Consider the following 22,566-nt stretch of genomic DNA (forward strand, 5'->3'; position numbering starts at 1 on the left):
CCGTTGCTCAGGACCGTCAACCGGGTACTGCTCGGCCTCGCCGGGCTGGTACTGATCTGCGGCGGCGGCGCGGTGCTCGCCGCCGGTCTCGGCCTCGCCGTGCCGTCCTGGTGGCCCTGGTACGGCAAGGACGATGTGCTCATCAGCGCGGCCGACCGGGACCGCTGGCGCGACCAGGGCTGGTGGTGGCCGACGGTCATCGCCGTCCTCGCCGTCGTGGTCGTGCTCGCCCTGTGGTGGCTGCTGGCTCAGCTGCGCCGGGCCCGCCTCGCCGAGGTGTTGGTGGACAGCGGGGACGGCGAGGGGGCGCTGCTGCGGGGCCGGGCCCTGGAAGAGGTGCTCGCCGGTGAGGCGGGGACGCTGGACGGGGTGGCCCGCGCCCAGGTCGCGCTGACCGGCCGGCGCAGCTCGCCGCACGCCAGGATCCGTCTGCTGATGGAGCCGCACGCGGCGCCGGACGAGGCACTCGGCCGCCTCGGCGACGAGGCGCTGGCCCATGCGCGGGATTCGGCGGGGCTGGCCGAGCTGCCGGCCGAGGTGCGGCTGAAGGCGGTCAGGCACCGCGCGGAGCGGGTGAGCTGACCGCCGCTGCCGTGGCCTTCCCGGTCGCCGGACGGCTCCGGCCGGCGACCGGGGCCGGGCTCCGGCTCAGAAGCCGCGCCGGGAGCCGCCGTCGACCGGCAGCATGATGCCCGTCAGATACGAAGCCGCGGGCGAGAGCAGGAACGCCGCGGTCCGGCCGAACTCCTCCGGAGTGCCGTAGCGCCGCAGCGGGATCTGCGCCTCGCTCGCCGCCCGGGCGGCCTCCGCGTCGCCCGAGAGGGCGTCCAGCTCACGCACCCGGTCCGTGTCGATCCGGGCCAGCAGCACGCCCACCACCCGGATCCCGCGCGGACCGAGCTCGTCGGCCAGGGACTTGGCGAAACCGGCCAGGCCGGGACGGAGCCCGTTGGAGATGGTCAGCCCGGGGATCGGCTCGTACACGGAGCCGGAGAGCACGAAGCCGATGACGCCGCCCTCGCCGAGCACGTTCGCCGCGGCCCTGGCGAGCCGGACCGCGCCCAGGAACACCGACTCGAAGGCCGACTGCCACTGCTCGTCGGTGTTGTCGGCCAGGAAACCGGGGGCCGGTCCGCCGACGCTGATGAGAACGCCGTCGAGCCGCCCGAACCGCTCGTGCGCCGCGTCCACCAGGCGTTGCGCGGACGCGTGGTCGGAGTTGTCGGCGGCGAGGCCGACCGCGTCCGGCCCCAGTTCGGCGGCGGCCGCCCCGGCACGCTCCGCGTCCCGGCCGGTGATGATCACCCTCGCCCCGTCGTCGGTGAGCGCCCGCGCCGTGGCGTTGCCCAGCCCCCGGGTCGCTCCGGTGACGATGTACACACGGTCCTTCAGTCCAAGATCCATGGCCCTATCCTGCCGCGTCGGGTTCCAGCGTGTCCTCCCCGGCCAGTGCCATGGCGGTGCCGACGAGGCCGATGTGGCTGAACGCCTGCGGGAAGTTGCCCACCTGGCGGCGGCCGACGGTGTCGTACTCCTCGGCGAGCAGCCCCACGTCGTTGCGGAGCGCCAGCAGCCGTTCGAAGAGGTCCCGGGCCTCCTCGCCGCGCCCGGTCAGACGCAGCGCGTCGGCCAGCCAGAACGAGCACGCCAGGAAGGCACCTTCGCTGCCGGGCAGCCCGTCGATCGAGCCGCCGTCCGTGCTGTAGCGGCGGACCAGGCAGTCGCTGCCCAGCTCGGCCCGGACCGCGTCGACCGTCCCGATCACCCGGGGGTCGTCCGGCGGCAGGAAACCGGTCCGGGGGATCAGCAGCGTCGCGGCGTCCAGGTTCCGTGAGCCGTAGGACTGAGTGAAGGTGTTCCGCTCCGGGTCGTACCCCTTCTCGCACACCTCCCGGTGCACGGCGTCCCGCATCGCCCGCCACCGCTCGGCGTCGCCCGCCAGCGCGGGGTTGTTCTCCAGGGTGCGTACGGCACGGTCGGCGGCGACCCAGGCCATCACCTTGGAGTGCACGAAGTGGCGGCGCTGGCCGCGGATCTCCCACAGTCCCTCGTCCGGCTCGCGCCAGGTGGACTCCAGGAAGCCGAGCAGGCTGAGCTGCAGATTCCAGGCGTGCGGCTTGTCGTCCAGCCCCGCCTCGCGGGCGAGCCGCAGGGAGTCGATGACCTCCCCGTACACGTCGAGCTGACGCTGGCGGACCGCGGCGTTGCCGATCCGGACCGGGGCGGAGTTCTCGTAGCCGCGCAGCCACGACAGCTCCGACTCGGGCAGTCTGCGCTCGCCCGCGAGGCCGTACATGATCTGGAGGTCGGCCGGATCCCCGGCGACCGCCCGCAGCAGCCAGTCCCGCCAGGCGGCCGCCTCCTCCAGATAGCCGGCCGAGACGAGGGCGCCGAGGGTCAGCGTGGAGTCCCGCAGCCAGCAGAAGCGGTAGTCCCAGTTCCGTACGCCCCCGATCTCCTCCGGCAGCGAGGTGGTGGGTGCCGCCACGATGCCGCCGGTCGGGCCGAAGGTCAGCGCCTTCAGCGTGATCAGCGAGCGGATCACCGCTTCCCGGTAGGGCCCCCGGTACTTGCACCGGGCGGACCACTCAGCCCAGTCGGACAGGGTGCTTTCCAGCGCCTCGTACGGGTCGACCAGCTCGGGACGGGGCGAGTGCGAGGGGTGCCAGGTCAGTACGAACGCCACCTTCTCGCCCGCGGAGACACTGAACGACGAGCAGGTGGAGAACTGCTGGCCCCAGGTCTTGACCGGCGGCTCGCTGCGCAGCCAGGCCGAGTCCGGTCCCGCGACCGCCACCCGGTGCCCCTGCGAGCGGCGCACCCATGGCACGACCGAGCCGAAGTCGAAGCGCAGCCGGATCACGGAGCTCATCTCGACGGTGCCGCTGATGCCCTCGACGATCCGCATGACGTCGGGTTCCCGGTCGCGCTGCGGCATGAAGTCGATCACCTTGACCGTGCCGGTGCGGGTCTCCCAGAACGTCTCCAGGACGAGGGAGTCACCCGCGTAGCCGCGCCGGGTGCAGGTCTCCGCACCCTTCGGGGCGATCCGCCAGTGGCCGTTGTCCTCGTCGCCGAGCAGGGCGGCGAAGCAGGCGCCCGAGTCGAAGCGGGGCAGACAGAGCCAGTCGACAGAACCGTTTCTGCCGACCAGGGCGGCTGTCTGGAGATCGCCGATGAGGGCGTAGTCCTCGATGCATGGGGTCACGTTCTGGCGTGTTCCCGAACCCGGGCCACGTTAAGCAATCCCGGGCCGCGAGGGTCACCCGGCCGGGAACGTCCCCGCCCGCATCCGGCGGATACGGCGTCAGGCCGTGGCGGGTTCCGGCTTCTCCGGCTCGGCGGGCCGCTGCTCCTCGTCGGCGGCCTTCGCCGCCGCCTCCGCCCGGTCGCGCTTCTCCCTGCGGGCCAGGACCACGTACCCGACCGGGACGCCGGCGGCGAAGAGCCACCACTGCACGGCGTACGCCATGTGCGGGCCGATCGAGCTGTCGTCGGGGGCCTCGATCAGTTCCGGGGAGTCGCCGACGGGATCGGGCGCCGTCTGCTCGATGTAGCCGCCGAGCACCGGCCGGGCGAGCCGCTCGGCCTCCTGGGCGCTGCTGATCAGCATCACCTGGCGGTCCGGCAGGTCCGAGATGTCCTTGATGCCGCTGGCGCTCGTCGTCTCGTCGGCCTTGAGCCGCCCGGTGACGGTCACCTCGCCCCCGGGCACGGCCGGCACGTCGGGGAACGCCTGCTGACTCGCGGCGGAGGGCACCCAGCCGCGGTTGACCAGGACCGTGCCGCCGCCCTTGAGGTCGAACGGGATCAGTACGTGGACGCCGATCCGGCCGTCGGCGGAGGTCCTGCGGCGCACGACCACCTGATGCGCGGTGTCGTACGTGCCGGTGGCCGTCACCGTCCGCCAGTAGTCGGAGCGCGGGACCGTGTGGCCCGGAGCGGTGAGCGAGGCGACGGGAACCGGCGCCGCCTTGAGATTGCGGGAGATCAGGGAGTTCTGCGCGACCTTGTGCTCATGCCGGTGCAGCTGCCAGAAACCCAGCTCGACCATGGTGGGAATCAGGACGAGGGCGAGGAGGGCGAGGAACAGCCACTGCCGGGTCAACAGGAAGCGGTACACCCCACGACGGTACAACTGTGCCGTGGGGCGCCTCGCGCAGGGGTCGGGGAAGCGGTCGCGGCGGCCGCTGCTCAGACCTTGTCGATGATGCCCACCTTCCCCTCGGCCCGGGCGCAGTGGCCGCCGCAGAACCAGTGCCCGTCGACCTCGACGCCCTGGCCGATGATCTGGACCCGGCAGTGCTCACAGATGGGCGCCATGCGGTGGATGGCGCAGGAGAAGCAGTCGAAGACGTGCACCGCGCCCTGCGCGTGCACCTCGAAGGACATGCCGTAGTCGTTTCCGCAAACCTCACAACGTGCCATGCGCCACAGGGTGGGATGCCGGGACTGCGGCGGGCGAGCGGCGGCCGGGCGAGTCGCCGCCGGTTCACTCCGATGACGGCGCGGGCACCCGGTGCCGCGACAGGCAGGGCCCGTCCCGTCGCGGCACCGGGGTCTCATGTTCGGATCGGGCCGGACGAAAGACCCTGGGCACCGGCGGGTGCAACATCGCGCAGCAGATGGGTGAAGGCGCTCTCGTCCAGGATCGGTGTGCCGAACGACTTCGCCTTGACCGTCTTCGACGTCGCCGCGTCCGGGTCGTTGGTGACCAGCAGGCTGGTCAGCCGGGAGACGCTGGTCGCCACGTGCAGACCCGCCTCCACGGCCCGGTCCTCCAGCAGCTCGCGGTCGACGGAGGTGTCCCCGGAGAAGGCCACCCGCATGCCCTGCATCAGGGGCTTGTCCTTCTCGTACCGCCCGGGGTTCGGATACGGGCACGCCGGGCGCTTGCGCGAGGCGCGCCAGCTGTTCTGACCGTACGAGGGCTGATAGCCGATCCGCGGCGTGACCGGGGAGTCCGACCACTCGGTCAGCGGCCGGCACTCCAGCAGCGGCAGCCGCACCCCGCCGCGCGCCGCCGCGTGCAGACTCGGCCGGAACGCCTCGGCCAGCACCCGGGCGTCGTCCAGCGCGTGGTGGGCGTGCTGCTGCACGACGCCGAAGTGCGCGGCCAGCGACGCCAGCTTGTGGTTGGGCAGCGGCAGCCGCAGCTCCTTGGCGAGCGCGATGGTGCACAGCCGCTGCTCGACGGGAGCGACGACCGAGGCCCGGGCGTACTCCCGGGCCAGCATCGACCAGTCGAAGGCCGCGTTGTGCGCGACCAGGACGCGGTCCGCGAGCCGCTCGGAGAGCTGCGCGGCGACCTCCGGGAAGAGCGGGGCGCCTTCGAGCACATCACTGGTCAGGCCGTGGATCCAGACCGGGCCGGGATCGCGCTCGGGGTTGACGAGGGTGTACCAGTGGTCCTCGACATTGCCCTGCGCGTCCAGGCGGTAGACGGCGGCGGACACTATCCGGTCGTCCCGTGCGAGTCCGGTGGTCTCCACGTCGACGACCGCGTACCCCTGCGGGTAGGCGGTCGGCCATGGTGCTGCGGTCTGGCGGTCGTCGAGCATGGTCACAGAGAATACGGGCCGCGACTGACAGTCTCCTATTCGGCCGTCCCCCGCCCCCGCGTCCCGGTTCCGCGGTCCGGGCCCTGTTGTCCGGCGCCCGCCAGCAGCCCTTCCACCAGGGCCCGTACGGAATCGGCGAACAGCCGGTCCGGGTCGGCGGGCCGGGCCAGGGCGCGGGCCAGCGCCGGGTCGTCGTCCGCGGTGGACGCGGTCCACAGATCGCCCTCGCCGGGAGACTGGACGGGGGACCGCTCCCGGTTGCGTTCGACGAGCAGGAAGCCGACGGTCTGGAACTGCACCGCCCGCACCGCCGCGGCGGCCCGCGCCCCGCGCAGCCCCGCGGCGTGCACCTCGTGGACGAGGGCCTGTTGCGCGGGGAGGAACATCCGCTCGGTGAGCCCCCGTTCGTGGACCATCGCGATCAGATGCGGCCTGGCCCGCAGTTCGCGGCGCAGGCCGCGGGCGACGGAGACGATGCGGGCCGCCGGGGTCCGGCCGGCCGGGCGCAGGGTGCCCATCTCCCGCACGGTGCGCTCGACGAGGGCGTCCAGCAGCGATTCACGGTTGCCGACGTGCCAGTAGATCGACGTGACCGCGGTGCCCAGTTCCGCGGCGAGGGCGCGCATGGTGAGGGCCTGCGGGCCGTGCCGCTTCAGCAGGGTGGCGGCCGTGTCCAGGACCTCTTCGCGGGTCAGCGACGATCGCGCCACAGCGTTCCTCGATTCTCGGACTCCGTCACGTGCACGCCTATTTACCCTTCATCCGCGCCGGTGTAACTGTGTTACAGAACCCGGCACGGAGTACCGAACCACGGACGACCGAGAAGGGTGGTACGACATGGCACGTGTACGGTACGGCGCGCGCACCGAGGCCGAGATAGCGGCGGCCCGCGCGGCCCGCTCCACACTCCCCGACATCTGGTCCACCGGTGTGGTGGCCCTCTGGGAGAGTGACCCCGACGCGGTGGCGGCCGTCCTCCCGCCACCTCTCAAGCCCGCCGAGCGCCCGCTCGTCCGGGCCAGTATCAGTACGGTCGAACTTCCCGGCTACCCGCTCGGCGCGGGCTCGGTCGCCGTCGCGGCGGTCCACGACGGCGACGAGGGCTGGTATCCGCTCGTCATGCCGATGACCCATGAACGGGCGCTGATCGGCGGCCGTGAGGTGTTCGGCGAACCGAAGAAGCTCGGCGAGGTGACCGTCGAACGCGACGGCCTCGTCGTCCGGGCCGCGCTCGCCCGGCACGGCATCGCCTTCGTCGAGGTGCGCGGCGCGGTCGGCGGACCGCTCCCGCTGCCCGAACCGACGGCCAAGCTCGACTTCTACTTCAAGTACCTGCCCGCGGTGGACGGCGAGGGCTTCGACTCCGACCCCGTGCTGGTCCACTGCACCCGCCACGAGAAGGTCCGCCGGCTGGAACGGATCTCGGGCGACGTGGTGCTGCGCGAGTCGGCGTACGACCCGGTCGCCGACCTCCCCGTACGACGGCTGGTCGAGCTCACCATCGGCGAGAAGACCAGCGACCAGCGGGGCAGGGCCGTGGCGCGGGTGAGCGCCGAGGCCCTGCTGCCGTACATCCACCAGCGCTACGACGACCCGCAGCAGATCCACGACGGCCCGCCGGAAGGGAGCGTCCGATGAGGCTGGAGGAGGGACAGGTCGCCGTGGTCACCGGCGCCGCGAGCGGCATCGGCCTCGCGATGGCACGCAGGTTCGCCGCCGAGGGGCTGAAGGTCGTCCTCGCCGACGTGGAGGAGGACGCGCTCGGCAAGGCGGCGGGCGAACTGCGCCAGGACGGTGCGCGGGTGCTGGCCCACGCCGTCGACGTCGGCGAACGCGAGTCCGTGCGGGCGCTGGCCGAAGCCGCGTACGACACCTTCGGCGCCGTGCATGTGCTGTGCAACAACGCCGGGGTCGGCTCCGGGGCCGAGGGCCGGATGTGGGAGCACGAGCCGAACGACTGGAAGTGGGCGTTCGCGGTCAATGTGTGGGGCGTCTTCCACGGCATCCAGGCGTTCGTGCCGCGCATGATCGCGGACGGCGGCCCCGGACACGTCGTCAACACCTCGTCCGGGGACGGCGGGATCGCCCCGCTGCCGACCGCCTCCGTGTACGCGGTCACCAAGTCCGCCGTCGTCACGATGACCGAGTCGCTGTACGCGCACCTGCGGGCGGAGGGCGCGGCGGTCGGCGCCTCGGTGCTCTTCCCCGGCCCGCACATGCTCCGTACCGGACTGTGGGAGTCGCACCGCAACCGGCCGGAGCGGTACGCCAAGGAGCGCCCGCGCAGGACCCCGTACCGCAGCCTCGGCCAGTGGGAGTCCGCCATGCGGGAGTCGGGCCACGAGGTGGAGTTCACCCCGGTGGAGGACGTCGCGGCGACCGTCGTGGACGGGATCCGTGCCGACCGCTTCTGGATGCTGCCGGACAGCGAGCACAGCGACCGGCAGATCCGCGCCAGGTCGCAGTCGATGCTGGACCGGGCCAACCCGTCGTACCTGGAGAGTTTCATACTCGACTGAGGAGCGAGCGATGTCCGACGACCCCTACCTGATCATCTCCTCCGACTGCCACGCCGGGCTGCCCACCGAGGAGTACCGGCCCTATCTCGACCCCCGCTTCCACCGGGAATTCGACGACTTCCTCGCCGGGCGCGACCGGCGCCGCGAGGAGATGACCCGCCTCGGCGTACGCAACGAGGCCTTCGCCGACAAGTGGTTCCACGACAACGAGGAGGGCCTGAAGGGTGGTTGGGACGCCGCCCGGCGCCTGAAGGAACTGGACGGCGACGGAGTGGCGGCCGAGGTGGTCTTCCCCGACGCGGACGCCGTCGACAGCCGGACCGCCGCCCCGTTCGGCGTGGGCCTCGGCCTCTCCGGCGACCAGGACCCGGAGCTGGGTATGGCGGGTGCGCAGGCCCACAACCGCTGGCTCGCCGACTTCGTCTCGCAGAACCCCGAACGCCACTGCGGAGTCGCCCTGCTGCCCGTCACCGGCGAGGTCGACCGGGTCGTCGCGGAGATCCACCGGGCGAAGGAGTCCGGCCTCGGCGCGCTCATGATCCCCTCCATGTGGGTGGACAAGGCCCCCTACCACGACCGGCGTTACGACCCCGTGTGGGCGGCCGCCGCCGAGACGGGCATGCCCGTCGTCACCCACTCCGGCGCGGCTCCGCGCCACGAGTACGGCGACCACCTCGGGATCTACGTGTCCGAGGTCACCTGGTGGCCGTCCCGTCCGCTCTGGTTCCTGCTGTGGTCGGGCGCCTTCGAACGCCACCCCGGGCTGCGGTTCGGCGTCGCCGAGTCCGGCTGCTGGTGGCTGCCGAACCTCCTCTGGTTCATGGACCGGCTCTACCTCGGCGCCCACGGCGGCAAGAAACTCTCGCCGTTCGCCGAACTGAAGCGGCCCCCGCACGAGTACCTCGACCGCCAGGTCTTCATCTGCGCCACCAACACCAAGCGCCGCGAACTCGCCCAGCGGTACGAGATCGGCGTCGACAACATCCTGTGGGGCAGCGACTTCCCGCACCCCGAAGGCACCTGGCCCAACACCGCCCAGTGGCTGCGCGACACCTTCCACGACATACCGGTCGCCGAGACCCGCCGCATGCTGGGCCTCGCCGCGGCCGAGGTCTTCGGCTTCGACACGGCCAGGCTCGCCCCGATCGCCGAACGCATCGGCCCCACCCCGCAGGACCTCGGCCAGAGCGCCGACCAGACGGCGGTCGAGGCGTCCTGGGCACGCTCGCGCGAGACCGGCCGGCACTGGCTGACCGGCCACGACTTCCCGGTCCTGGGGGCCGGCTGATGTCCCGCCGGCGCTACACCGTCATCTCCGCCGACTGCCACGCGGGCGCGGACCTCCTCGACTACCGGCCCTACCTGGAGACGAAGTACCACGACGACTTCGACGCGTGGGCGGCGACGTACGTCAATCCGTACGAGGACCTCCTCGCCGACACCGCCGACCGCAACTGGAACTCGGAGCGCCGCCTCGCCGAACTGGAGGCCGACGGCATCGTCGCGGAGGTGGTCTTCCCCAACACCATCCCGCCCTTCTTCCCCTCCGCCTCGCTGATGGCGCCCGCGCCCTCGCGGGCGGAGTACGAACAGCGCTGGGCCGGGCTGCGCGCCCACAACCGCTGGCTCGCCGACTTCTGCGCGCAGGCGCCGGGCCGGCGGGCCGGTGTCGCGCAGATCCTCCTCAACGACCCGGCGGAGGCGGTCCGCGAGATCCGCCGCACCAAGGAGGCGGGGCTCACCGGCGGCATCCTGCTGCCCGGCGCCCCGCCCGGCTCGGGCGTCCCGGAGCTGTACTCGCAGACGTACGACCCGCTGTGGGCCGTCTGCGAGGAGCTGGACGTACCCGTGAACCACCACGGCGGCTCGGCCTCCCCGCCGCTCGGCGACGAACCGGCGGCGCGCGCCGTGTTCATGGTGGAGACGACCTGGTTCTCCCACCGGGCGCTGTGGCACCTGATCTTCGGCGGAGCCTTCCGCCGTCACCCCGGACTGAAACTGGTCCTCACCGAACAGGGCTCCGGCTGGATTCCGCGCGTCGTGGAGATGCTGGACTACTACCACGGCCGCCTGGTCGCGGCGGCGACCCGGGCGACCACCGCCGAATCCAGGTTCGGTGCGGGCCTGGCCGCCTCGATGGGGGCGAGCCCGAGTGAGGTCTGGCGCGACAACTGCTACGTGGGAGCCAGCTTCATGCGCCCCCACGAGGTGCCGCTGCGCGACCGGATCGGCCTCGACAAGATCATGTGGGGCAGTGACTACCCGCACGACGAGGGCACCGCCCCGTACACGAGGGAAGCCCTGCGGATCGCGTACGCGGGCGTGGACCCCGAGGAGGTCGCGGCGATGACCGGCGGCAACGCGGCCCGCGTCTACGGCTTCGACCTGGCGGCGCTCGACCGCGTCGCGGCGGAGGTCGGCCCGGCGGTCGAGGAGATCGCCGAACCGCTGAAGGAGGTACCGGCAGGCGCGACCAGCCCCGCATTCGCCCCGGGCGGGTCGGTACGCGTCTGGTGACCGGGCGGAGTGAGACCATCCCCGGGTGACGGATACCCAGGCGCACGACGAACCGCACGGCAACGGGCTCGGCACGCGGCTGAACTGGCTGCGTGCCGCGGTCCTCGGTGCCAACGACGGGGTGGTCTCCACCGCCGGCCTGGTCGTCGGTGTGGCCGGCGCCACGGCCGACCGGGGCACCCTGCTCACCGCCGGCCTGGCGGGACTGCTGGCCGGTTCCATGTCGATGGCGGCGGGCGAGTACGTGTCGGTCTCCACCCAGCGAGATTCGGAGCGGGCCGCCATCGCGACGGAGAAACAGGAGCTGAAGGAGGACCCCGAGGCGGAACTGACCGAGCTGACCGGCCTGTTGGAGGGCAAGGGCCTGAGCCGCGAGGTCGCCCGCGAGGCCGCCGTCCAGCTCACCGAACGCGATGCGCTGCGCGCCCACGCGGTGGTCGAGCTGGGCATCGACCCGGACCGGCTGACCAACCCGTGGCACGCGGCGGGCGCGAGCTTCCTGGCGTTCACGGTCGGCGCGCTGCTGCCGCTGCTGGCGATCGTGCTGCCGCCCTCGTCGTTGCGGCTCCTGGTGACCGTGCTGTCGGTACTGGCGGCGCTGGCCCTCACGGGGTGGTGGAGCGCCCGGCTGGGCGAGGCGAGGGTGGGGCCGGCGGTGCTGCGGAACATGGGCGGGGGAGCGCTGGCGATGGCGGTCACCTACGGGGCGGGGCATCTGCTGGGGGCGGTGGGGGTGTAACGCCGGGGAGGGGCGCGGCGCCTGCCCCGCCACCTGCGCACCCTGTCACGCCCCCGTGTTTGGCAGAACTCACCAAAGACTGCTGACACCGTGTCTCGCATACTTGTTGGTAACAACGTCTGGTGCCCGGCCGACCTGCGGCTCTACGGTGCAGGTATGCCGCCGAACCTGCCCGATGTAGTGCTCTGGTCCATACCGGCCTTCGTCCTGCTCACTGTTCTGGAAGTGGCCCTCCACCACTTCCACCCCGACGAGGACGCCGCCGGATACGAGGCGAAGGACGCCGTCACCAGCATCACCATGGGGCTGGGCAGCCTGGTCTTCGACCTGCTGTGGAAAGTGCCCATCGTCGCGATCTACACCGCGGTCTACGAACTGACCCCGCTCCGCGTCCCCGTGCTGTGGTGGACCGTCCTGCTGATGCTGCTGGCGCAGGACTTCTTCTACTACTGGTCCCACCGCGGCCACCACGTCATCCGGATCCTCTGGGCCTGCCACGTGGTCCACCACTCCAGCCGGAAGTTCAACCTCTCCACCGCGCTGCGCCAGCCCTGGACCTCGCTGACCGTCTGGCCGTTCTACCTGCCGATGATCGCGTGCGGGGTCCACCCGGCGGCGCTCGCCTTCTGCTCGTCGGCCAACCTCGTGTACCAGTTCTGGGTGCACACGGAGCGCATCGACAAGCTCCCCAGGCCGTTCGAGTACGTACTGAACACGCCCTCCCACCACCGGGTGCACCACGCCTCGCAGGGCGGCTACCTGGACCGGAACTTCGGCGGCATCCTGATCGTGTGGGACCGGCTCTTCGGGTCGTTCACCGCCGAGACCGAGCGGCCCGTGTTCGGGCTCACCAAGAACATCGACACCTTCAATCCGCTCCGCGTAGCCACCCACGAGTACGCCGCCATCGCCCGTGACGTGCGGAAGGCGGACAGCTGGAGCGAGCGGGCCGGGCGGATCTTCCGCGGGCCCGGCTGGCAGCCGGGCAGAACGGCCGCGCGTACGGCCGCCCCCGCCCAGGAGCGCACCGGATGAGCGCCGACGCCGTACCGGACCGGGCGGACGCCGTACCGGACCGGCGGGAGCGTCTCGTACGACCGCTGTTCATCGCCTTCCTGGTGGCCTCGGCCGTCGACCTCGTCGGCCTGCTCGCCGACGTACCCGTCGCCCACCTCGTCGCCAAGCCCCTGCTGATGCCGCTGCTGGCCGGGTACGCCGCCGCCCGGCGCGGCCCCCGGCTGCTCATCGCGGCGCTGCTGTTCGGCTGGGGCGGCGACACGTTCCTGCTGGCCGACGCCGATGCCGCCTTCCTCGTCGGGATGGTCTCCTTCGCCGCGGGGCACGTCTGCTACCTGTGGCTCTTCGGACGGGCCCGCGGCTCGCTGCCCGCCGGGATCGCGTACGCCGTCGTCCTGACCACCTTCGTCGTGCTGCTCTGGCCCGGACTGCCCGCGGACCTGCGGATCCCGATGACCGGCTACAGCCTGCTGCTCACGGCGATGGCGTTCCGGGCCGGCACCCGCGGCCGGTACGCGGCCGCCGGCGGGGCGCTCTTCCTGCTCTCCGACGCGCTGATCGCCACCGGCATCGCCGACTGGCCGCAGCTGCCCGCCCCGGACTTCTGGGTCATGCTCACCTACATCGCGGCGCAGTTCCTGCTGACCGCCGGAGTGCTCGCGCCCGGGCCTCGACGGGGCGGTGTGACTGCCGGGGCGTACCGTGAACGGCGTACCAGCAGCTGAGACCGGCAAGGATCCCCACGCATGCGCGCCACCGTCATCCACGCCCCCCACGACATACGCGTGCAGGAGGTGCCCGACCCCGCGATCCAGCAGCCCACCGATGTGGTGCTGCGGGTCCTGCGGGCCTGCATCTGCGGCAGCGACCTGTGGGCGTACCGCGGCGAGTCCGCCCGGCAGCCCGGCCAGCGCATCGGGCACGAGTTCCTCGGGATCGTCGAGGAGGCGGGTTCCGAGGTGGCCGGCTTCGCCGTCGGTGACCTCGTCGTCGCCCCGTTCGTCTGGTCCGACGGCACCTGCGCCTACTGCGCCGAGGGGCTGACGACCTCCTGCCCGCAGGGCGGGTTCTGGGGCTCGGTCGGCTCCGACGGCGGGCAGGGCGAGGCCGTTCGCGTCCCGTTCGCCGACGGCACGCTGATCAAGCTCCCCGCCGCCGCGGCCGCCGACGACCACCTGCTCACCGCGCTCCTCGCCCTGTCCGACGTGCTCGGCACCGGACACCACGCCGCCGTCGGCGCGGGCGTGAAGCCCGGCTCCACGGTCGCGGTCGTCGGTGACGGAGCGGTCGGACTCTGCGGCGTCATGGCCGCCAAGCGGCTCGGCGCCGAGCGGATCATCGCGCTCGGCCGCCACCAGGCGCGCACGGACATCGCCCGCACCTTCGGCGCCACGGACGTCGTCGCCGAGCGCGGCGAGGCGGCCGTCGAAGCCGTACGGGAACTGCTCGGCGGCGAGGGCGCGCACGCCGTGATCGAGGCCGTCGGCACCGAACAGTCGATGCGCACCGCCGTCGGGATCACCCGCGACGGCGGCTCCATCGGCTACGTCGGCGTGCCGCACGGCAGCGGCACCGGCCTGGACCTCGGCGTCATGTTCGACCGGAACATCGCCCTGCGCGGCGGCGTCGCCCCCGTGCGCACGTACATCCCGGAGCTGCTCCCCGACGTCCTGGCCGGCACGATCGACCCGTCGCCCGTCTTCGACCTGACCGTCGGCCTCGACGACGTCCCCATCGGCTACAAGGCGATGGACGGGCGCACCGCGCTGAAGGTGCTCATCAAGCCGTGAGCCGGGCGGCCGGGTCCGCCCCCAGCGGGGCCGGGCGGGCGCGACCAGCCGGCGGGGGGAGTCACCGAAGGCGACCGCCGGCAGCACGTGCCGCAGCCGGCCCAGCGGACCGCCCTTCTGCGCGAGCCACCGCTCCGGCTCGTACGACGGGTCAGGGGGCATCCGGCTCCAGGCGGTCCGGCAGCTCGTCGAGCAGCCGGGCGGCGGTGCGGGCCGGCGAGAGCGTGACCAGCCGGGAGCCGCCCCCGTCGTGCCGCTCGGTCGGCGCCCGCAGCACGGCGGCGGCCGGCGAGCAGACCGCGACGGCGGTACGGGCCGGCTCCGTGACGGGCGGCCGGGCCGGGAGCAGCCCGCCTCGCGCGGGAGGCTCGATGTGCGCGAGAAGCGCGGGGTCGTCGCCGAGCGCCGCCCACGCCTGTTCGGTGCCGGAGCCGTGCCTGGTTCATCCCCGCGCTATGGCAATGAGTGCCACCGGGCGGAAAGAAGCCCCGGGAACGGTGCGGGCAGCGGCCCGGGAGAAGCGGCGGGAGCGGCCGGCCGAAGAATCCGGACCGGCCCTCCCGCCGCGCCGCGTTCCGGCTACCAGCGGACCGCGTTCAGCGCGTTCACCACACCGGCGCCGTAGAAGCCGTTGCGGTTCTTGCCGCCCTCGCAGACGGCGTCGATCTTGCCGTCACCGTCGATGTCGTACGGGGCGCCGCACGCGGTGGCGTCGGCCTCGGCGCTCAGCAGCGCCTTCACCGTGGCCGCCGAGGCGTGCGGGTGCGTCGACTTGATCAGGGCCGCGACACCCGCGACATGCGGGGAGGCCATCGACGTACCGGCCTTGTAGCCGTACTCGCCGTTCGGCAGCGTGGACAGGATCAGACCGCTCGTGGCCGGCGGGGCGGGCGTCTGGTACGCCGTGGAGTCACCGCCGGGGGCCGCCACGTCGATGACGCCGTTCCCGTAGTTCGAGTAGGAGGCCTTCAGGCCCTTCGCGCCGGTCGCGGAGACCGTCACGACGCCCGGCAGCTGCACCGGGATGTCGAGGCACTCGCGTGGGTTGATCGTCCGGGTGACGGTCGTGCTGTCGTTCGGGCTTCCCGTGTCCTCGATCGCGTCGGAGGCCAGGTCGAAGCTGCTGTTGCCGGACGAGGCGATGTTGACCGTGCCCCTGCGCTCCGCGTACCGGGTGGCACGGGCGACCGCGTCGACCAGGGCGCCCTGGTCCGGGTCGTTCTTGCAGTTGAACATCCACGGGTCGGTGAAGTAGCTGTTGTTGGTGACATCGACACCGTGCTCGGCGGCCCAGACGAAGCCGCAGACGATCGACTCGGTGTAGAAGAAGCCGTCCGGGTTCGCCACCTTGATCCCGGCGACCTTGACGCCCGGCGCGACACCCGTGACCCCGACGCCGTTCTTCGCGGCGGCGATGGTCCCCGCGACATGGGTGCCGTGGTTGCTCTCACCGGGCTTCGAACGCCAGGCGCCGTCCGTGGTGTCCGGCGCCCCGGAGACGCAGTTCGCCGATGCCCGGCGGTCGAAGTTCGGCGCCAGGTCCGGATGGGTGTCGTCGACACCCGTGTCGATGACCGCGACCGTGACCTTGCTGCTGCCCAGCGTCCGCTTGTGCGCCTGGTCCGCCTTGATGGCGGGCAGGTCCCACTGCAGGGGCTCCATCGGGTCCTGGTCACCCGTCGCCCGGGCCGACGCGGCCTTCGCCTGCGCGGCGGTGAGCGGCTGCTCGACCCCGGTGTCCGTGGTGGCCTGCGGAACGATGGGGCTGGTGCGGGTGGCACCCGCCGAATCGACCCCCCGGACCCGGCGGATCGATTGCGCGAAGTCCGGGTTCTGCGAGTGGACGACGATGACGCCGATCTGGTCGTAGGCGACCACCACCGTGCCGCCGGCCGCGGCTATCGCCTTCTTCACCTGCTTGACGGTCCCGTGACCGCCCCGCGTGTTGACCACGTACGAGAGCTTCGGGCCGTCCGTCGACACCGCAGCCGTGGGCTGCGTGTCCATGGGTGCGGCAGAGGCGGCCGCCGTCGGCAGGAAGCCGAGCGAGGCCGTGAGTGCCAATCCGACGGGCAACGACAGTGCGCGCGTCCGTCTGGATCCCAGATGAGCCATGGGGTCTCCACATCATCCGTGCCGGTCGACCGGACACCGGGCGTATCCAGTCGGGTACATGACGAGTGAAGTTATCGCTGATCATCCCCGCTCTTCAATGAGTTCGCGGGGCCGGGTTCGGCCGGACGGGCGGGAAACGGCGCTCGGGAAGAAGTACGGACCCGCGGTGAACCGCTTCGCCGCGCCCTCCGTGCCGTTGTCGGGGGAGGTGCACCGACACCCCCCGATATCCAGCGTTCCCAGCGAGATCCACCGTCACCGACACCACCGCACCCGCGTCGCGAGGAGATTCCGTGGCTACCGATGCACCGCCGCCCGAGGTCAGTACGGACACGCCCCCTGCTCCGCTCACCACCGAGGCTTTCGTCGCGATGCAGGAGAGCGGTGAGTTCGGCGAACTGCGCCGCTCCTACCGCTCGTTCGCCTTTCCGCTGACCATCGCGTTCGTTCTCTGGTACCTGCTCTACGTGCTGCTGTCCAACTACGCGGGCGGCTTCATGGGCACCAAGGTGTACAGCAACATCAACGTGGCCTTCGTGTTCGGCCTCGCCCAGTTCGTCACCACCTTCCTCATCGCCTGGTTCTACTCCAGGCACGCGGCCGCCAAGCTCGACCCGAAGGCCGAGGCCATCAAGTCCCGTATGGAGGCCGACGCATGAGCGCCGCGTACCACTCGCACACCGCCGTCCAGCTGGCCGCCTCCTCGACCACCGAGCACCGGCCGCTGATCATCACGCTCTTCGCCGTGTTCGTCGCCGCGACCCTGGGCATCACCGTCTGGGCCGGCCGGCAGACCAAGAGCGCTGCCGACTTCTACGCGGGCGGCCGCCAGTTCACCGCCTTCCAGAACGGACTCGCGGTCTCCGGCGACTACATGTCCGCCGCGTCCTTCCTCGGCATCGCCGGGGCCATCGCCCTCTTCGGCTACGACGGCTTCCTGTATTCCATCGGCTTCCTCGTCGCCTGGCTCGTCGCCCTGCTGCTGGTCGCCGAACCGCTGCGCAACTCGGGCCGCTACACCATGGGAGACGTCCTCGCCTACCGGATGCGCCAGCGCCCCGTCCGTACCGCCTCCGGCGTCTCCACCATCGTCGTCTCGATCTTCTACCTGCTGGCCCAGATGGCGGGCGCGGGCGTCCTGGTCTCCCTGCTGCTCGGCATCACCAGCGACGCGGGCAAGATCCTCATCGTCGCCCTCGTCGGCGTACTGATGATCGTCTACGTCACCATCGGCGGCATGAAGGGCACCACCTGGGTCCAGATGGTCAAGGCCGTGCTGCTCATCGCCGGTGCCCTGCTGATGACCTTCCTGGTGCTGCTGAAGTTCGACTTCAACATCTCCGACCTGCTGGGCACGGCCGCCGAGAAGAGCGGCCACGGGGCGGCGTTCCTGGAGCCCGGCCTCAAGTACGGTGCCACCAGCACCTCGAAGCTGGACTTCCTCTCGCTCGGCATCGCCCTGGTCCTCGGCACCGCCGGCCTGCCGCACATCCTGATCCGCTTCTACACGGTGCCGACCGCCAAGGCCGCCCGTAAGTCGGTCAACTGGGCCATCGGCATCATCGGTGCCTTCTACCTGATGACGATCGCCCTCGGCTTCGGTGCCGCGGCCCTCATCGGCCCCGACGAGATCAAGGCGAAGAACCCGGCCGGCAACGCGGCCGCCCCGCAGCTCGCCGAATACCTCGGCGGGGTCGGCACCACCGGCGGCGCCGTACTGCTCGCCGTGATCTCGGCCGTCGCCTTCGCCACCATCCTCGCCGTCGTCGCGGGACTCACCCTCGCCTCCTCGTCCTCCTTCGCGCACGACATCTACGCCAACGTCATCCGCAAGGGGAAGGCCACCGAGAAGGAGGAGATGCGGGCGGCCCGCTGGGCCACCGTCCTCATCGGCGCGGTCGCGATCGTCCTGGGCGCCTTCGCCCGTGACATGAACGTCGCCGGACTGGTGGCGCTGGCATTCGCCGTCGCCGCCTCCGCCAACCTGCCGACCATCCTCTACAGCCTCTTCTGGAAGCGGTTCACCACCCGGGGCGCGCTGTGGTCGATCTACGGCGGTCTGGCCAGCTCGGTGATCCTGGTGCTGTTCTCGCCGGTCGTCTCCGGCAACCCGAAGACGTCGATGTTCAAGGGCGTCGACTTCGCCTGGTTCCCGCTGGAGAACCCCGGTCTGATCTCCATCCCGCTGGGCTTCCTGCTCGGCTGGGTCGGCTCCCTCCTCTCCAAGGAAGAGCCCGACAGGGGCAAGTACGCCGAGCTGGAGGTCAAGTCCCTCACCGGCGTCGAAGCACACTGAGCGAGCGGCGCCCCGGGTGCCCCTCCCGCTCCGCGGCCGTGTCGTAGGGTCCTACGACACGGCCACGCCGCACCTCGTGCCAAACGGGCCCCGCCGATGTCACAGCTCTCGCGTAGTCTCGGAAGAGTCAGCCGGAAGGGCCGGACGGAGAGCGGAATCGGCACCCGGGAAGCAATCGGGGGAGGGGGCCCACATGCTCATCGACACCTACGACCGGGTAGCCACCGACCTGCGCGTCTCGCTGACCGACCGGTGCAATCTGCGGTGCACCTACTGCATGCCGGAAGAGGGTTTGCAGTGGCTGGCCAAGCCCGATCTGCTCACCGATGACGAGATCGTCCGGCTGATCGACATCGCCGTCACCCGGCTCGGCATCACGGAGGTCCGCTTCACCGGCGGCGAACCGCTGCTGCGCCCCGGGCTCGTCTCCGTCGTCGAGCGGTGCGCCGCCCTCGCCCCGCGCCCCAGGATGTCGCTCACCACCAATGGCATCGGCCTGGGGCGCACCGCCGCCGCACTCAAGGCCGCGGGGCTCGACCGGGTCAACGTCTCGCTGGACACCCTGCGCCCCGACGTCTTCAAGACCCTCACCCGCCGCGACCGCCACCACGACGTGCTGGCCGGCCTCGAAGCCGCCCGCGAAGCCGGGCTCACCCCCGTCAAGGTCAACACCGTCCTGATGCCGGGGCTCAACGACGACGAGGCCCCCGAGCTGCTCGCCTGGGCCGTCGAGCACGGGTACGAGCTCCGCTTCATCGAGCAGATGCCGCTCGACGCCCAGCACGGCTGGAAGCGCGACGGCATGATCACGGCAGGCGACATACTGCGCTCGCTGCGCACCCGCTTCACCCTCACCGAGGAGGGCGCCGGGGAGCGCGGCTCCGCCCCCGCCGAGCGCTGGCTCGTCGACGGCGGCCCCCACCGGGTCGGCGTCATCGCCTCCGTCACCCGCCCCTTCTGCCGCGCCTGCGACCGCACCAGGCTCACCGCCGACGGCCAGGTGCGCACCTGCCTCTTCGCCCGCGAGGAGACCGACCTGCGCGGCGCCCTGCGCTCGGACGCGCCCGACGAGGAGATCGCCCGGATCTGGACGCTCGCGATGTGGGGAAAGAAAGCCGGATCCGGCCTGGACGACCCGTCCTTCCTGCAACCGGACCGGCCGATGTCGGCGATCGGCGGCTAGGGTCTTTCGTTCGGATCAGGCCGGATCAGGGCGGATCAGGGCGCGTCCGGTCCCGGTCCGTGGGACTCCCACTCCGCCAGGGTCACGACTTCCTTGAGGAAACTCCTGACGTCCAGGAACGAGGAGAGGTGCTCCCGGTGCTCCTCGCAGGCCAGCCAGGTCTTGCGGCGCTCCGGGGTGTGCAGCTTCGGGTTGTTCCAGGCGAGCACCCATACGGCGTCGGCCCGGCAGCCCTTGGCGGAACAGATGGGGGCGGCGGTGTTACCGGCCGCGGATTCAGGGGAGTTCACGGACTCAACCCTAGGTCAGCGCGGATGCGGGCCCTCGGCCCGGCCCGGTTCGCCGGGCGGCCCCGACGCATCCCCAGCCGGAGAAAAAACGACGCCGAGCAGCCACGGGGGGAGCTGCCCGGCGTCGGTCCGTCGCTCCGACGGGGGATGCGGAGCGCCTACGAAGTATGTCACGCAGACCGGGGTGCGGTGCACCGTAACTTCATGATTGATCTGAGGTTTTCTTGAGCTTCGGGTGCAGTGCGCACCCAACCGGGCTCAGGCCGATCCCCCGCCGCGGCGCACCCCGTCGCCCTCCGGACCGGGCTCCGTGGCACCGGCCACCGGCGCCGCGTCGAGCACCGGACGCATCGGCGCCGGTACGAAGGTGGAGGGCAGCGAAGGGGTGTTCTCCCGGCCCGCGTTGGCGATGACCACCGCCACGTACGGCAGCAGCACCCCGAGCGCGAGCGCCACGATCGCGACGTACCGCTCCACGTTCCACAGCACCGCGGCCAGGACCACCGAAACCGTCCGTACGGACATCGAGATCACATAGCGCCGCTGTCTGCCGCGCACATCGTCCGCGAGCCCCTGCCGGGCCCCCGTGATCCGGAAGACCTCGCCGCCGCTCTGCTTTCGCATCACGTCTCCATCACCCTTCCCCCAGCGCCTCGCGGGCCGGGGGACACCTCATTCCCGTACCGGACGCTCCCCGGACCGGACCGCGAACCACGGTACGCCCGGCGCCCCGAGGCTTCGAGACCGGGGCGCGCTCTGTTCGTACATGTCGGTATCCGCTCCCCACGTACGGCCCCTTCCGGCATGCGGGGCACGGCACGCGGGCCGAGACTGGGCGCACATGCGCGACATCGCGTCGCACGAGGAGGCGACATGGGCTGGTTGTGGGCAATCATCGTGGGTCTGGTGCTCGGTCTGATCGCGAAGGCGATCCTGCCCGGCAAACAGAACATCCCACTCTGGCTGACGATCATTTTCGGCATCATCGGCAGCGTCCTCGGCAATGCCGTCGCCACCTGGATCGGTGTCAACGACACCAAGGGCATCGACTGGATCCGCCATCTGCTCCAGCTGATCGGTGCGGTGGTGGTCGTCGGCGTCGGCGACATGCTGTGGGCCTCGATCCGCGGCACCAAACAGAAGACCTGAACCGCCGCCGGGCACACGGAGAACTGCGGCCGGACACGCGTGACGCGTGTCCGGCCGCAGTGTCGACGTGGTCCGCGATCAGCCGGTGACCTCGACGGCGGCGAGGTTCTTCTTGCCCCGGCGCAGCACCAGCCAGCGCCCGTGCAGCAGCTCCTCGCGGGCCGGCGCGCTCTCACCGTCCGTGACCTTGGCGTTGTTCACGTACGCACCGCCCTCCTTCACCGTGCGGCGGGCACCCGACTTGCTCGGCGCCAGGCCGACCTCCACCAGGAGGTCCACCAGTGGGCCCAGCTCGGTGACCTGCGCGTGCGGCACCTCGGACAGCGCGGCGCTCAGCGTCGCCTCGTCCAGCTCGCCGAGCTCACCCTGGCCGAAGAGCGCCTTCGACGCCGCGATGACCGCGGCGCACTGATCCGCACCGTGCACCAGCGTCGTCAGCTCCTCGGCCAGCGCGCGCTGCGCCGCCCGGGCCTGCGGACGCTCCTCGGTGACCTTCTCCAGCTCCTCCAGCTCCGCGGGGCTGAGGAAGCTGAGGACGCGCATGTACCGCGAAATGTCCCGGTCGTCCACGTTCAGCCAGAACTGGTAGAACGCGTACGGCGTCGTCATCGCAGGATCCAGCCAGACGGCCCCGCTCTCGGACTTGCCGAACTTGGTCCCGTCCGCCTTCGTCATCAGCGGCGTCGCCAGCGCGTGCACCTCGGCGCCCGGCTCCAGGCGGTGGATCAGGTCGAGACCCGCGGTGAGGTTGCCCCACTGGTCGCTGCCGCCCTGCTGGAGGGTGCAGCCGTAGCGCCGGTACAGCTCCAGGAAGTCCATGCTCTGGAGCAGCTGGTAGCTGAACTCGGTGTAGCTGATGCCCTCGTCGGACTCCAGCCGCCGGGCGATGGACTCCTTGGTCAGCATCTTGTTGACACGGAAGTGCTTGCCGATGTCCCGGAGGAACTCGATCGCGGACATGCCCGAGGTCCAGTCCAGGTTGTTCACCATGACCGCCGCGTTCTCGCCCTCGAAGGACAGGAACGGCTCGATCTGGGACCGCAGCCGCGTCACCCAGTTGGCGATCGTCTCCGGATCGTTCAGCGTGCGCTCCGCGGTCGGCCGCGGGTCACCGATCTGACCGGTGGCCCCGCCCACCAGGGCGAGCGGCCGCAGACCGGCCTGCTGGAGCCGGCGCATGGTGAGCACCTGCACCAGATGGCCGACGTGCAGACTCGCCGCGGTGGGGTCGTAGCCGCAATAGAAGGTGACGGGACCGTCCGCGAGAGCCTTGCGCAGTGCGTCCTCGTCAGTGGACTGGGCGAACAGCCCGCGCCACTTCAGCTCGTCGACGATGTCCGTCACGGTTCCGTGTCTCCTCAGCTACGTGTATCGAAAGGCAACAGTCAGT

At 71.5% G+C, this 22,566-nt stretch carries 24 protein-coding genes; 13 read left to right on the plus strand and 11 right to left on the minus strand.

Annotation, left to right across the window (positions count from 1 at the left end; translation table 11 throughout):
• Positions 1-3: 3 nt before the first annotated feature.
• Positions 4-582, plus strand: a complete 579-nt coding sequence (gene amaP / locus ACFVH0_RS23090; RefSeq protein ID WP_385822917.1) for an alkaline shock response membrane anchor protein AmaP — start codon at positions 4-6, stop codon at positions 580-582.
• A 66-nt stretch (positions 583-648) separates the two neighbouring features.
• Here the strand turns inward: amaP and ACFVH0_RS23095 are convergent, their stop codons facing one another.
• The 6 genes from ACFVH0_RS23095 to ACFVH0_RS23120 all read right to left on the minus strand — a co-directional run bounded on the left by ACFVH0_RS23095 (position 649) and on the right by ACFVH0_RS23120 (position 6,271).
• Positions 649-1,404 carry an SDR family oxidoreductase gene (locus tag ACFVH0_RS23095; protein WP_385822838.1) on the minus strand — a complete coding sequence of 252 codons (756 nt, stop codon included), beginning with the start codon at positions 1,402-1,404 and terminating at the stop codon, positions 649-651.
• 4 nt (positions 1,405-1,408) lie between these two features.
• Positions 1,409-3,208 (minus strand): glycoside hydrolase family 15 protein, encoded by a 1,800-nt coding sequence (locus ACFVH0_RS23100; RefSeq protein WP_385822840.1) that lies wholly within the window; start codon positions 3,206-3,208, stop codon positions 1,409-1,411.
• 99 nt (positions 3,209-3,307) lie between these two features.
• On the minus strand, positions 3,308-4,123 hold the full coding sequence (locus tag ACFVH0_RS23105) for an SURF1 family protein (RefSeq protein ID WP_385822842.1): 816 nt from the start codon (positions 4,121-4,123) through the stop codon (positions 3,308-3,310).
• Between the two features lie 71 nt (positions 4,124-4,194).
• Entirely contained in the window at positions 4,195-4,428 is a 234-nt protein-coding gene (locus ACFVH0_RS23110; RefSeq protein WP_072482991.1) for a hypothetical protein, read from the minus strand.
• A 134-nt stretch (positions 4,429-4,562) separates the two neighbouring features.
• Positions 4,563-5,567, minus strand: coding sequence for a DEDDh family exonuclease (locus ACFVH0_RS23115; RefSeq protein ID WP_385822844.1), 1,005 nt, complete (start codon positions 5,565-5,567; stop codon positions 4,563-4,565).
• Positions 5,568-5,596: 29 nt separating this feature from the next.
• On the minus strand, positions 5,597-6,271 hold the full coding sequence (locus tag ACFVH0_RS23120) for a TetR/AcrR family transcriptional regulator (RefSeq protein WP_385822846.1): 675 nt from the start codon (positions 6,269-6,271) through the stop codon (positions 5,597-5,599).
• Between the two features lie 127 nt (positions 6,272-6,398).
• Between ACFVH0_RS23120 and ACFVH0_RS23125 the strand changes: the two genes are divergently transcribed.
• The 8 genes from ACFVH0_RS23125 to ACFVH0_RS23160 all read left to right on the plus strand — a co-directional run bounded on the left by ACFVH0_RS23125 (position 6,399) and on the right by ACFVH0_RS23160 (position 14,143).
• The gene (locus ACFVH0_RS23125) at positions 6,399-7,199 is read left to right on the plus strand and encodes an acetoacetate decarboxylase family protein (protein ID WP_385822848.1); all 801 of its coding nucleotides are present in this window, start codon (positions 6,399-6,401) and stop codon (positions 7,197-7,199) included.
• Entirely contained in the window at positions 7,196-8,080 is an 885-nt protein-coding gene (locus ACFVH0_RS23130) for an SDR family NAD(P)-dependent oxidoreductase (protein WP_385822850.1), read from the plus strand. Before ACFVH0_RS23125 ends, ACFVH0_RS23130 begins: the two co-directional genes overlap by 4 nt.
• A gap of 10 nt (positions 8,081-8,090) precedes the next feature.
• A complete protein-coding gene (locus ACFVH0_RS23135; RefSeq protein WP_385822851.1) occupies positions 8,091-9,368 on the plus strand; it encodes an amidohydrolase family protein in 1,278 nt (425 codons plus the stop codon).
• Positions 9,368-10,597, plus strand: coding sequence for an amidohydrolase family protein (locus ACFVH0_RS23140; protein ID WP_385822853.1), 1,230 nt, complete (start codon positions 9,368-9,370; stop codon positions 10,595-10,597). The genes ACFVH0_RS23135 and ACFVH0_RS23140 overlap by 1 nt, the downstream gene beginning before the upstream one ends.
• 25 nt (positions 10,598-10,622) lie before the next feature.
• On the plus strand, positions 10,623-11,336 hold the full coding sequence (locus ACFVH0_RS23145; protein WP_385822855.1) for a VIT family protein: 714 nt from the start codon (positions 10,623-10,625) through the stop codon (positions 11,334-11,336).
• A gap of 156 nt (positions 11,337-11,492) precedes the next feature.
• Positions 11,493-12,371 carry a sterol desaturase family protein gene (locus ACFVH0_RS23150; protein WP_385822857.1) on the plus strand — a complete coding sequence of 293 codons (879 nt, stop codon included), beginning with the start codon at positions 11,493-11,495 and terminating at the stop codon, positions 12,369-12,371.
• The gene (locus tag ACFVH0_RS23155; RefSeq protein ID WP_385822859.1) at positions 12,368-13,078 is read left to right on the plus strand and encodes a lysoplasmalogenase; all 711 of its coding nucleotides are present in this window, start codon (positions 12,368-12,370) and stop codon (positions 13,076-13,078) included. The genes ACFVH0_RS23150 and ACFVH0_RS23155 overlap by 4 nt, the downstream gene beginning before the upstream one ends.
• 21 nt (positions 13,079-13,099) lie before the next feature.
• Positions 13,100-14,143: a zinc-dependent alcohol dehydrogenase family protein gene (locus ACFVH0_RS23160; protein ID WP_385822861.1), complete on the plus strand. Its 1,044-nt coding sequence runs from the start codon at positions 13,100-13,102 to the stop codon at positions 14,141-14,143.
• A 151-nt stretch (positions 14,144-14,294) separates the two neighbouring features.
• Here ACFVH0_RS23160 and ACFVH0_RS23165 read toward each other — a convergent pair whose 3' ends face one another.
• A complete protein-coding gene (locus tag ACFVH0_RS23165; RefSeq protein WP_385822863.1) occupies positions 14,295-14,420 on the minus strand; it encodes a hypothetical protein in 126 nt (41 codons plus the stop codon).
• Positions 14,421-14,722: 302 nt separating this feature from the next.
• Positions 14,723-16,258, minus strand: coding sequence for a S8 family serine peptidase (locus ACFVH0_RS23170; RefSeq protein ID WP_385822865.1), 1,536 nt, complete (start codon positions 16,256-16,258; stop codon positions 14,723-14,725).
• A gap of 293 nt (positions 16,259-16,551) precedes the next feature.
• On the opposite strand from ACFVH0_RS23170, the gene ACFVH0_RS23175 reads away from it, so the two are divergent.
• From ACFVH0_RS23175 to moaA, 3 genes are all read left to right on the plus strand, one after another.
• Positions 16,552-16,917, plus strand: coding sequence for a DUF485 domain-containing protein (locus ACFVH0_RS23175; RefSeq protein ID WP_385822867.1), 366 nt, complete (start codon positions 16,552-16,554; stop codon positions 16,915-16,917).
• On the plus strand, positions 16,914-18,554 hold the full coding sequence (locus tag ACFVH0_RS23180; protein WP_385822869.1) for a cation acetate symporter: 1,641 nt from the start codon (positions 16,914-16,916) through the stop codon (positions 18,552-18,554). The genes ACFVH0_RS23175 and ACFVH0_RS23180 overlap by 4 nt, the downstream gene beginning before the upstream one ends.
• 193 nt (positions 18,555-18,747) lie before the next feature.
• On the plus strand, positions 18,748-19,737 hold the full coding sequence (gene moaA / locus ACFVH0_RS23185) for a GTP 3',8-cyclase MoaA (RefSeq protein ID WP_385822871.1): 990 nt from the start codon (positions 18,748-18,750) through the stop codon (positions 19,735-19,737).
• Between the two features lie 35 nt (positions 19,738-19,772).
• Here the strand turns inward: moaA and ACFVH0_RS23190 are convergent, their stop codons facing one another.
• Together ACFVH0_RS23190 and ACFVH0_RS23195 are read right to left on the minus strand one after the other, a co-directional pair.
• A complete protein-coding gene (locus tag ACFVH0_RS23190) occupies positions 19,773-20,027 on the minus strand; it encodes a hypothetical protein (protein ID WP_385822873.1) in 255 nt (84 codons plus the stop codon).
• A 258-nt stretch (positions 20,028-20,285) separates the two neighbouring features.
• The gene (locus tag ACFVH0_RS23195; RefSeq protein WP_385822875.1) at positions 20,286-20,651 is read right to left on the minus strand and encodes a DUF3099 domain-containing protein; all 366 of its coding nucleotides are present in this window, start codon (positions 20,649-20,651) and stop codon (positions 20,286-20,288) included.
• Between the two features lie 249 nt (positions 20,652-20,900).
• Between ACFVH0_RS23195 and ACFVH0_RS23200 the strand changes: the two genes are divergently transcribed.
• Positions 20,901-21,176: a GlsB/YeaQ/YmgE family stress response membrane protein gene (locus ACFVH0_RS23200; protein WP_317861297.1), complete on the plus strand. Its 276-nt coding sequence runs from the start codon at positions 20,901-20,903 to the stop codon at positions 21,174-21,176.
• 78 nt (positions 21,177-21,254) lie between these two features.
• On the opposite strand, the gene tyrS is transcribed toward ACFVH0_RS23200, so the two are convergent.
• The gene (gene tyrS / locus ACFVH0_RS23205; protein WP_385822877.1) at positions 21,255-22,520 is read right to left on the minus strand and encodes a tyrosine--tRNA ligase; all 1,266 of its coding nucleotides are present in this window, start codon (positions 22,518-22,520) and stop codon (positions 21,255-21,257) included.
• Between the last annotated feature and the right edge of the window lie 46 nt (positions 22,521-22,566).

The sequence above is a fragment of the Streptomyces sp. NPDC127117 genome (assembly GCF_042677325.1).
Classification (GTDB): domain Bacteria; phylum Actinomycetota; class Actinomycetes; order Streptomycetales; family Streptomycetaceae; genus Streptomyces.

What these genes read in the sequence shown, in the direction of transcription:
- ACFVH0_RS23155 (WP_385822859.1), top strand. Translation starts at nt 12,368, where the DNA reads ATGAGCGCCGACGCCGTACCGGACCGGGCGGACGCCGTACCGGACCGG.
- ACFVH0_RS23195 (WP_385822875.1), bottom strand. Translation starts at nt 20,651, where the DNA reads ATGCGAAAGCAGAGCGGCGGCGAGGTCTTCCGGATCACGGGGGCCCGG.
- ACFVH0_RS23150 (WP_385822857.1), top strand. Translation starts at nt 11,493, where the DNA reads ATGCCGCCGAACCTGCCCGATGTAGTGCTCTGGTCCATACCGGCCTTC.
- ACFVH0_RS23095 (WP_385822838.1), bottom strand. Translation starts at nt 1,404, where the DNA reads ATGGATCTTGGACTGAAGGACCGTGTGTACATCGTCACCGGAGCGACC.
- ACFVH0_RS23200 (WP_317861297.1), top strand. Translation starts at nt 20,901, where the DNA reads ATGGGCTGGTTGTGGGCAATCATCGTGGGTCTGGTGCTCGGTCTGATC.
- ACFVH0_RS23135 (WP_385822851.1), top strand. Translation starts at nt 8,091, where the DNA reads ATGTCCGACGACCCCTACCTGATCATCTCCTCCGACTGCCACGCCGGG.
- ACFVH0_RS23160 (WP_385822861.1), top strand. Translation starts at nt 13,100, where the DNA reads ATGCGCGCCACCGTCATCCACGCCCCCCACGACATACGCGTGCAGGAG.
- ACFVH0_RS23110 (WP_072482991.1), bottom strand. Translation starts at nt 4,428, where the DNA reads ATGGCACGTTGTGAGGTTTGCGGAAACGACTACGGCATGTCCTTCGAG.
- ACFVH0_RS23125 (WP_385822848.1), top strand. Translation starts at nt 6,399, where the DNA reads ATGGCACGTGTACGGTACGGCGCGCGCACCGAGGCCGAGATAGCGGCG.
- ACFVH0_RS23170 (WP_385822865.1), bottom strand. Translation starts at nt 16,258, where the DNA reads ATGGCTCATCTGGGATCCAGACGGACGCGCGCACTGTCGTTGCCCGTC.
- moaA (WP_385822871.1), top strand. Translation starts at nt 18,748, where the DNA reads ATGCTCATCGACACCTACGACCGGGTAGCCACCGACCTGCGCGTCTCG.
- ACFVH0_RS23130 (WP_385822850.1), top strand. Translation starts at nt 7,196, where the DNA reads ATGAGGCTGGAGGAGGGACAGGTCGCCGTGGTCACCGGCGCCGCGAGC.
- ACFVH0_RS23140 (WP_385822853.1), top strand. Translation starts at nt 9,368, where the DNA reads ATGTCCCGCCGGCGCTACACCGTCATCTCCGCCGACTGCCACGCGGGC.
- ACFVH0_RS23180 (WP_385822869.1), top strand. Translation starts at nt 16,914, where the DNA reads ATGAGCGCCGCGTACCACTCGCACACCGCCGTCCAGCTGGCCGCCTCC.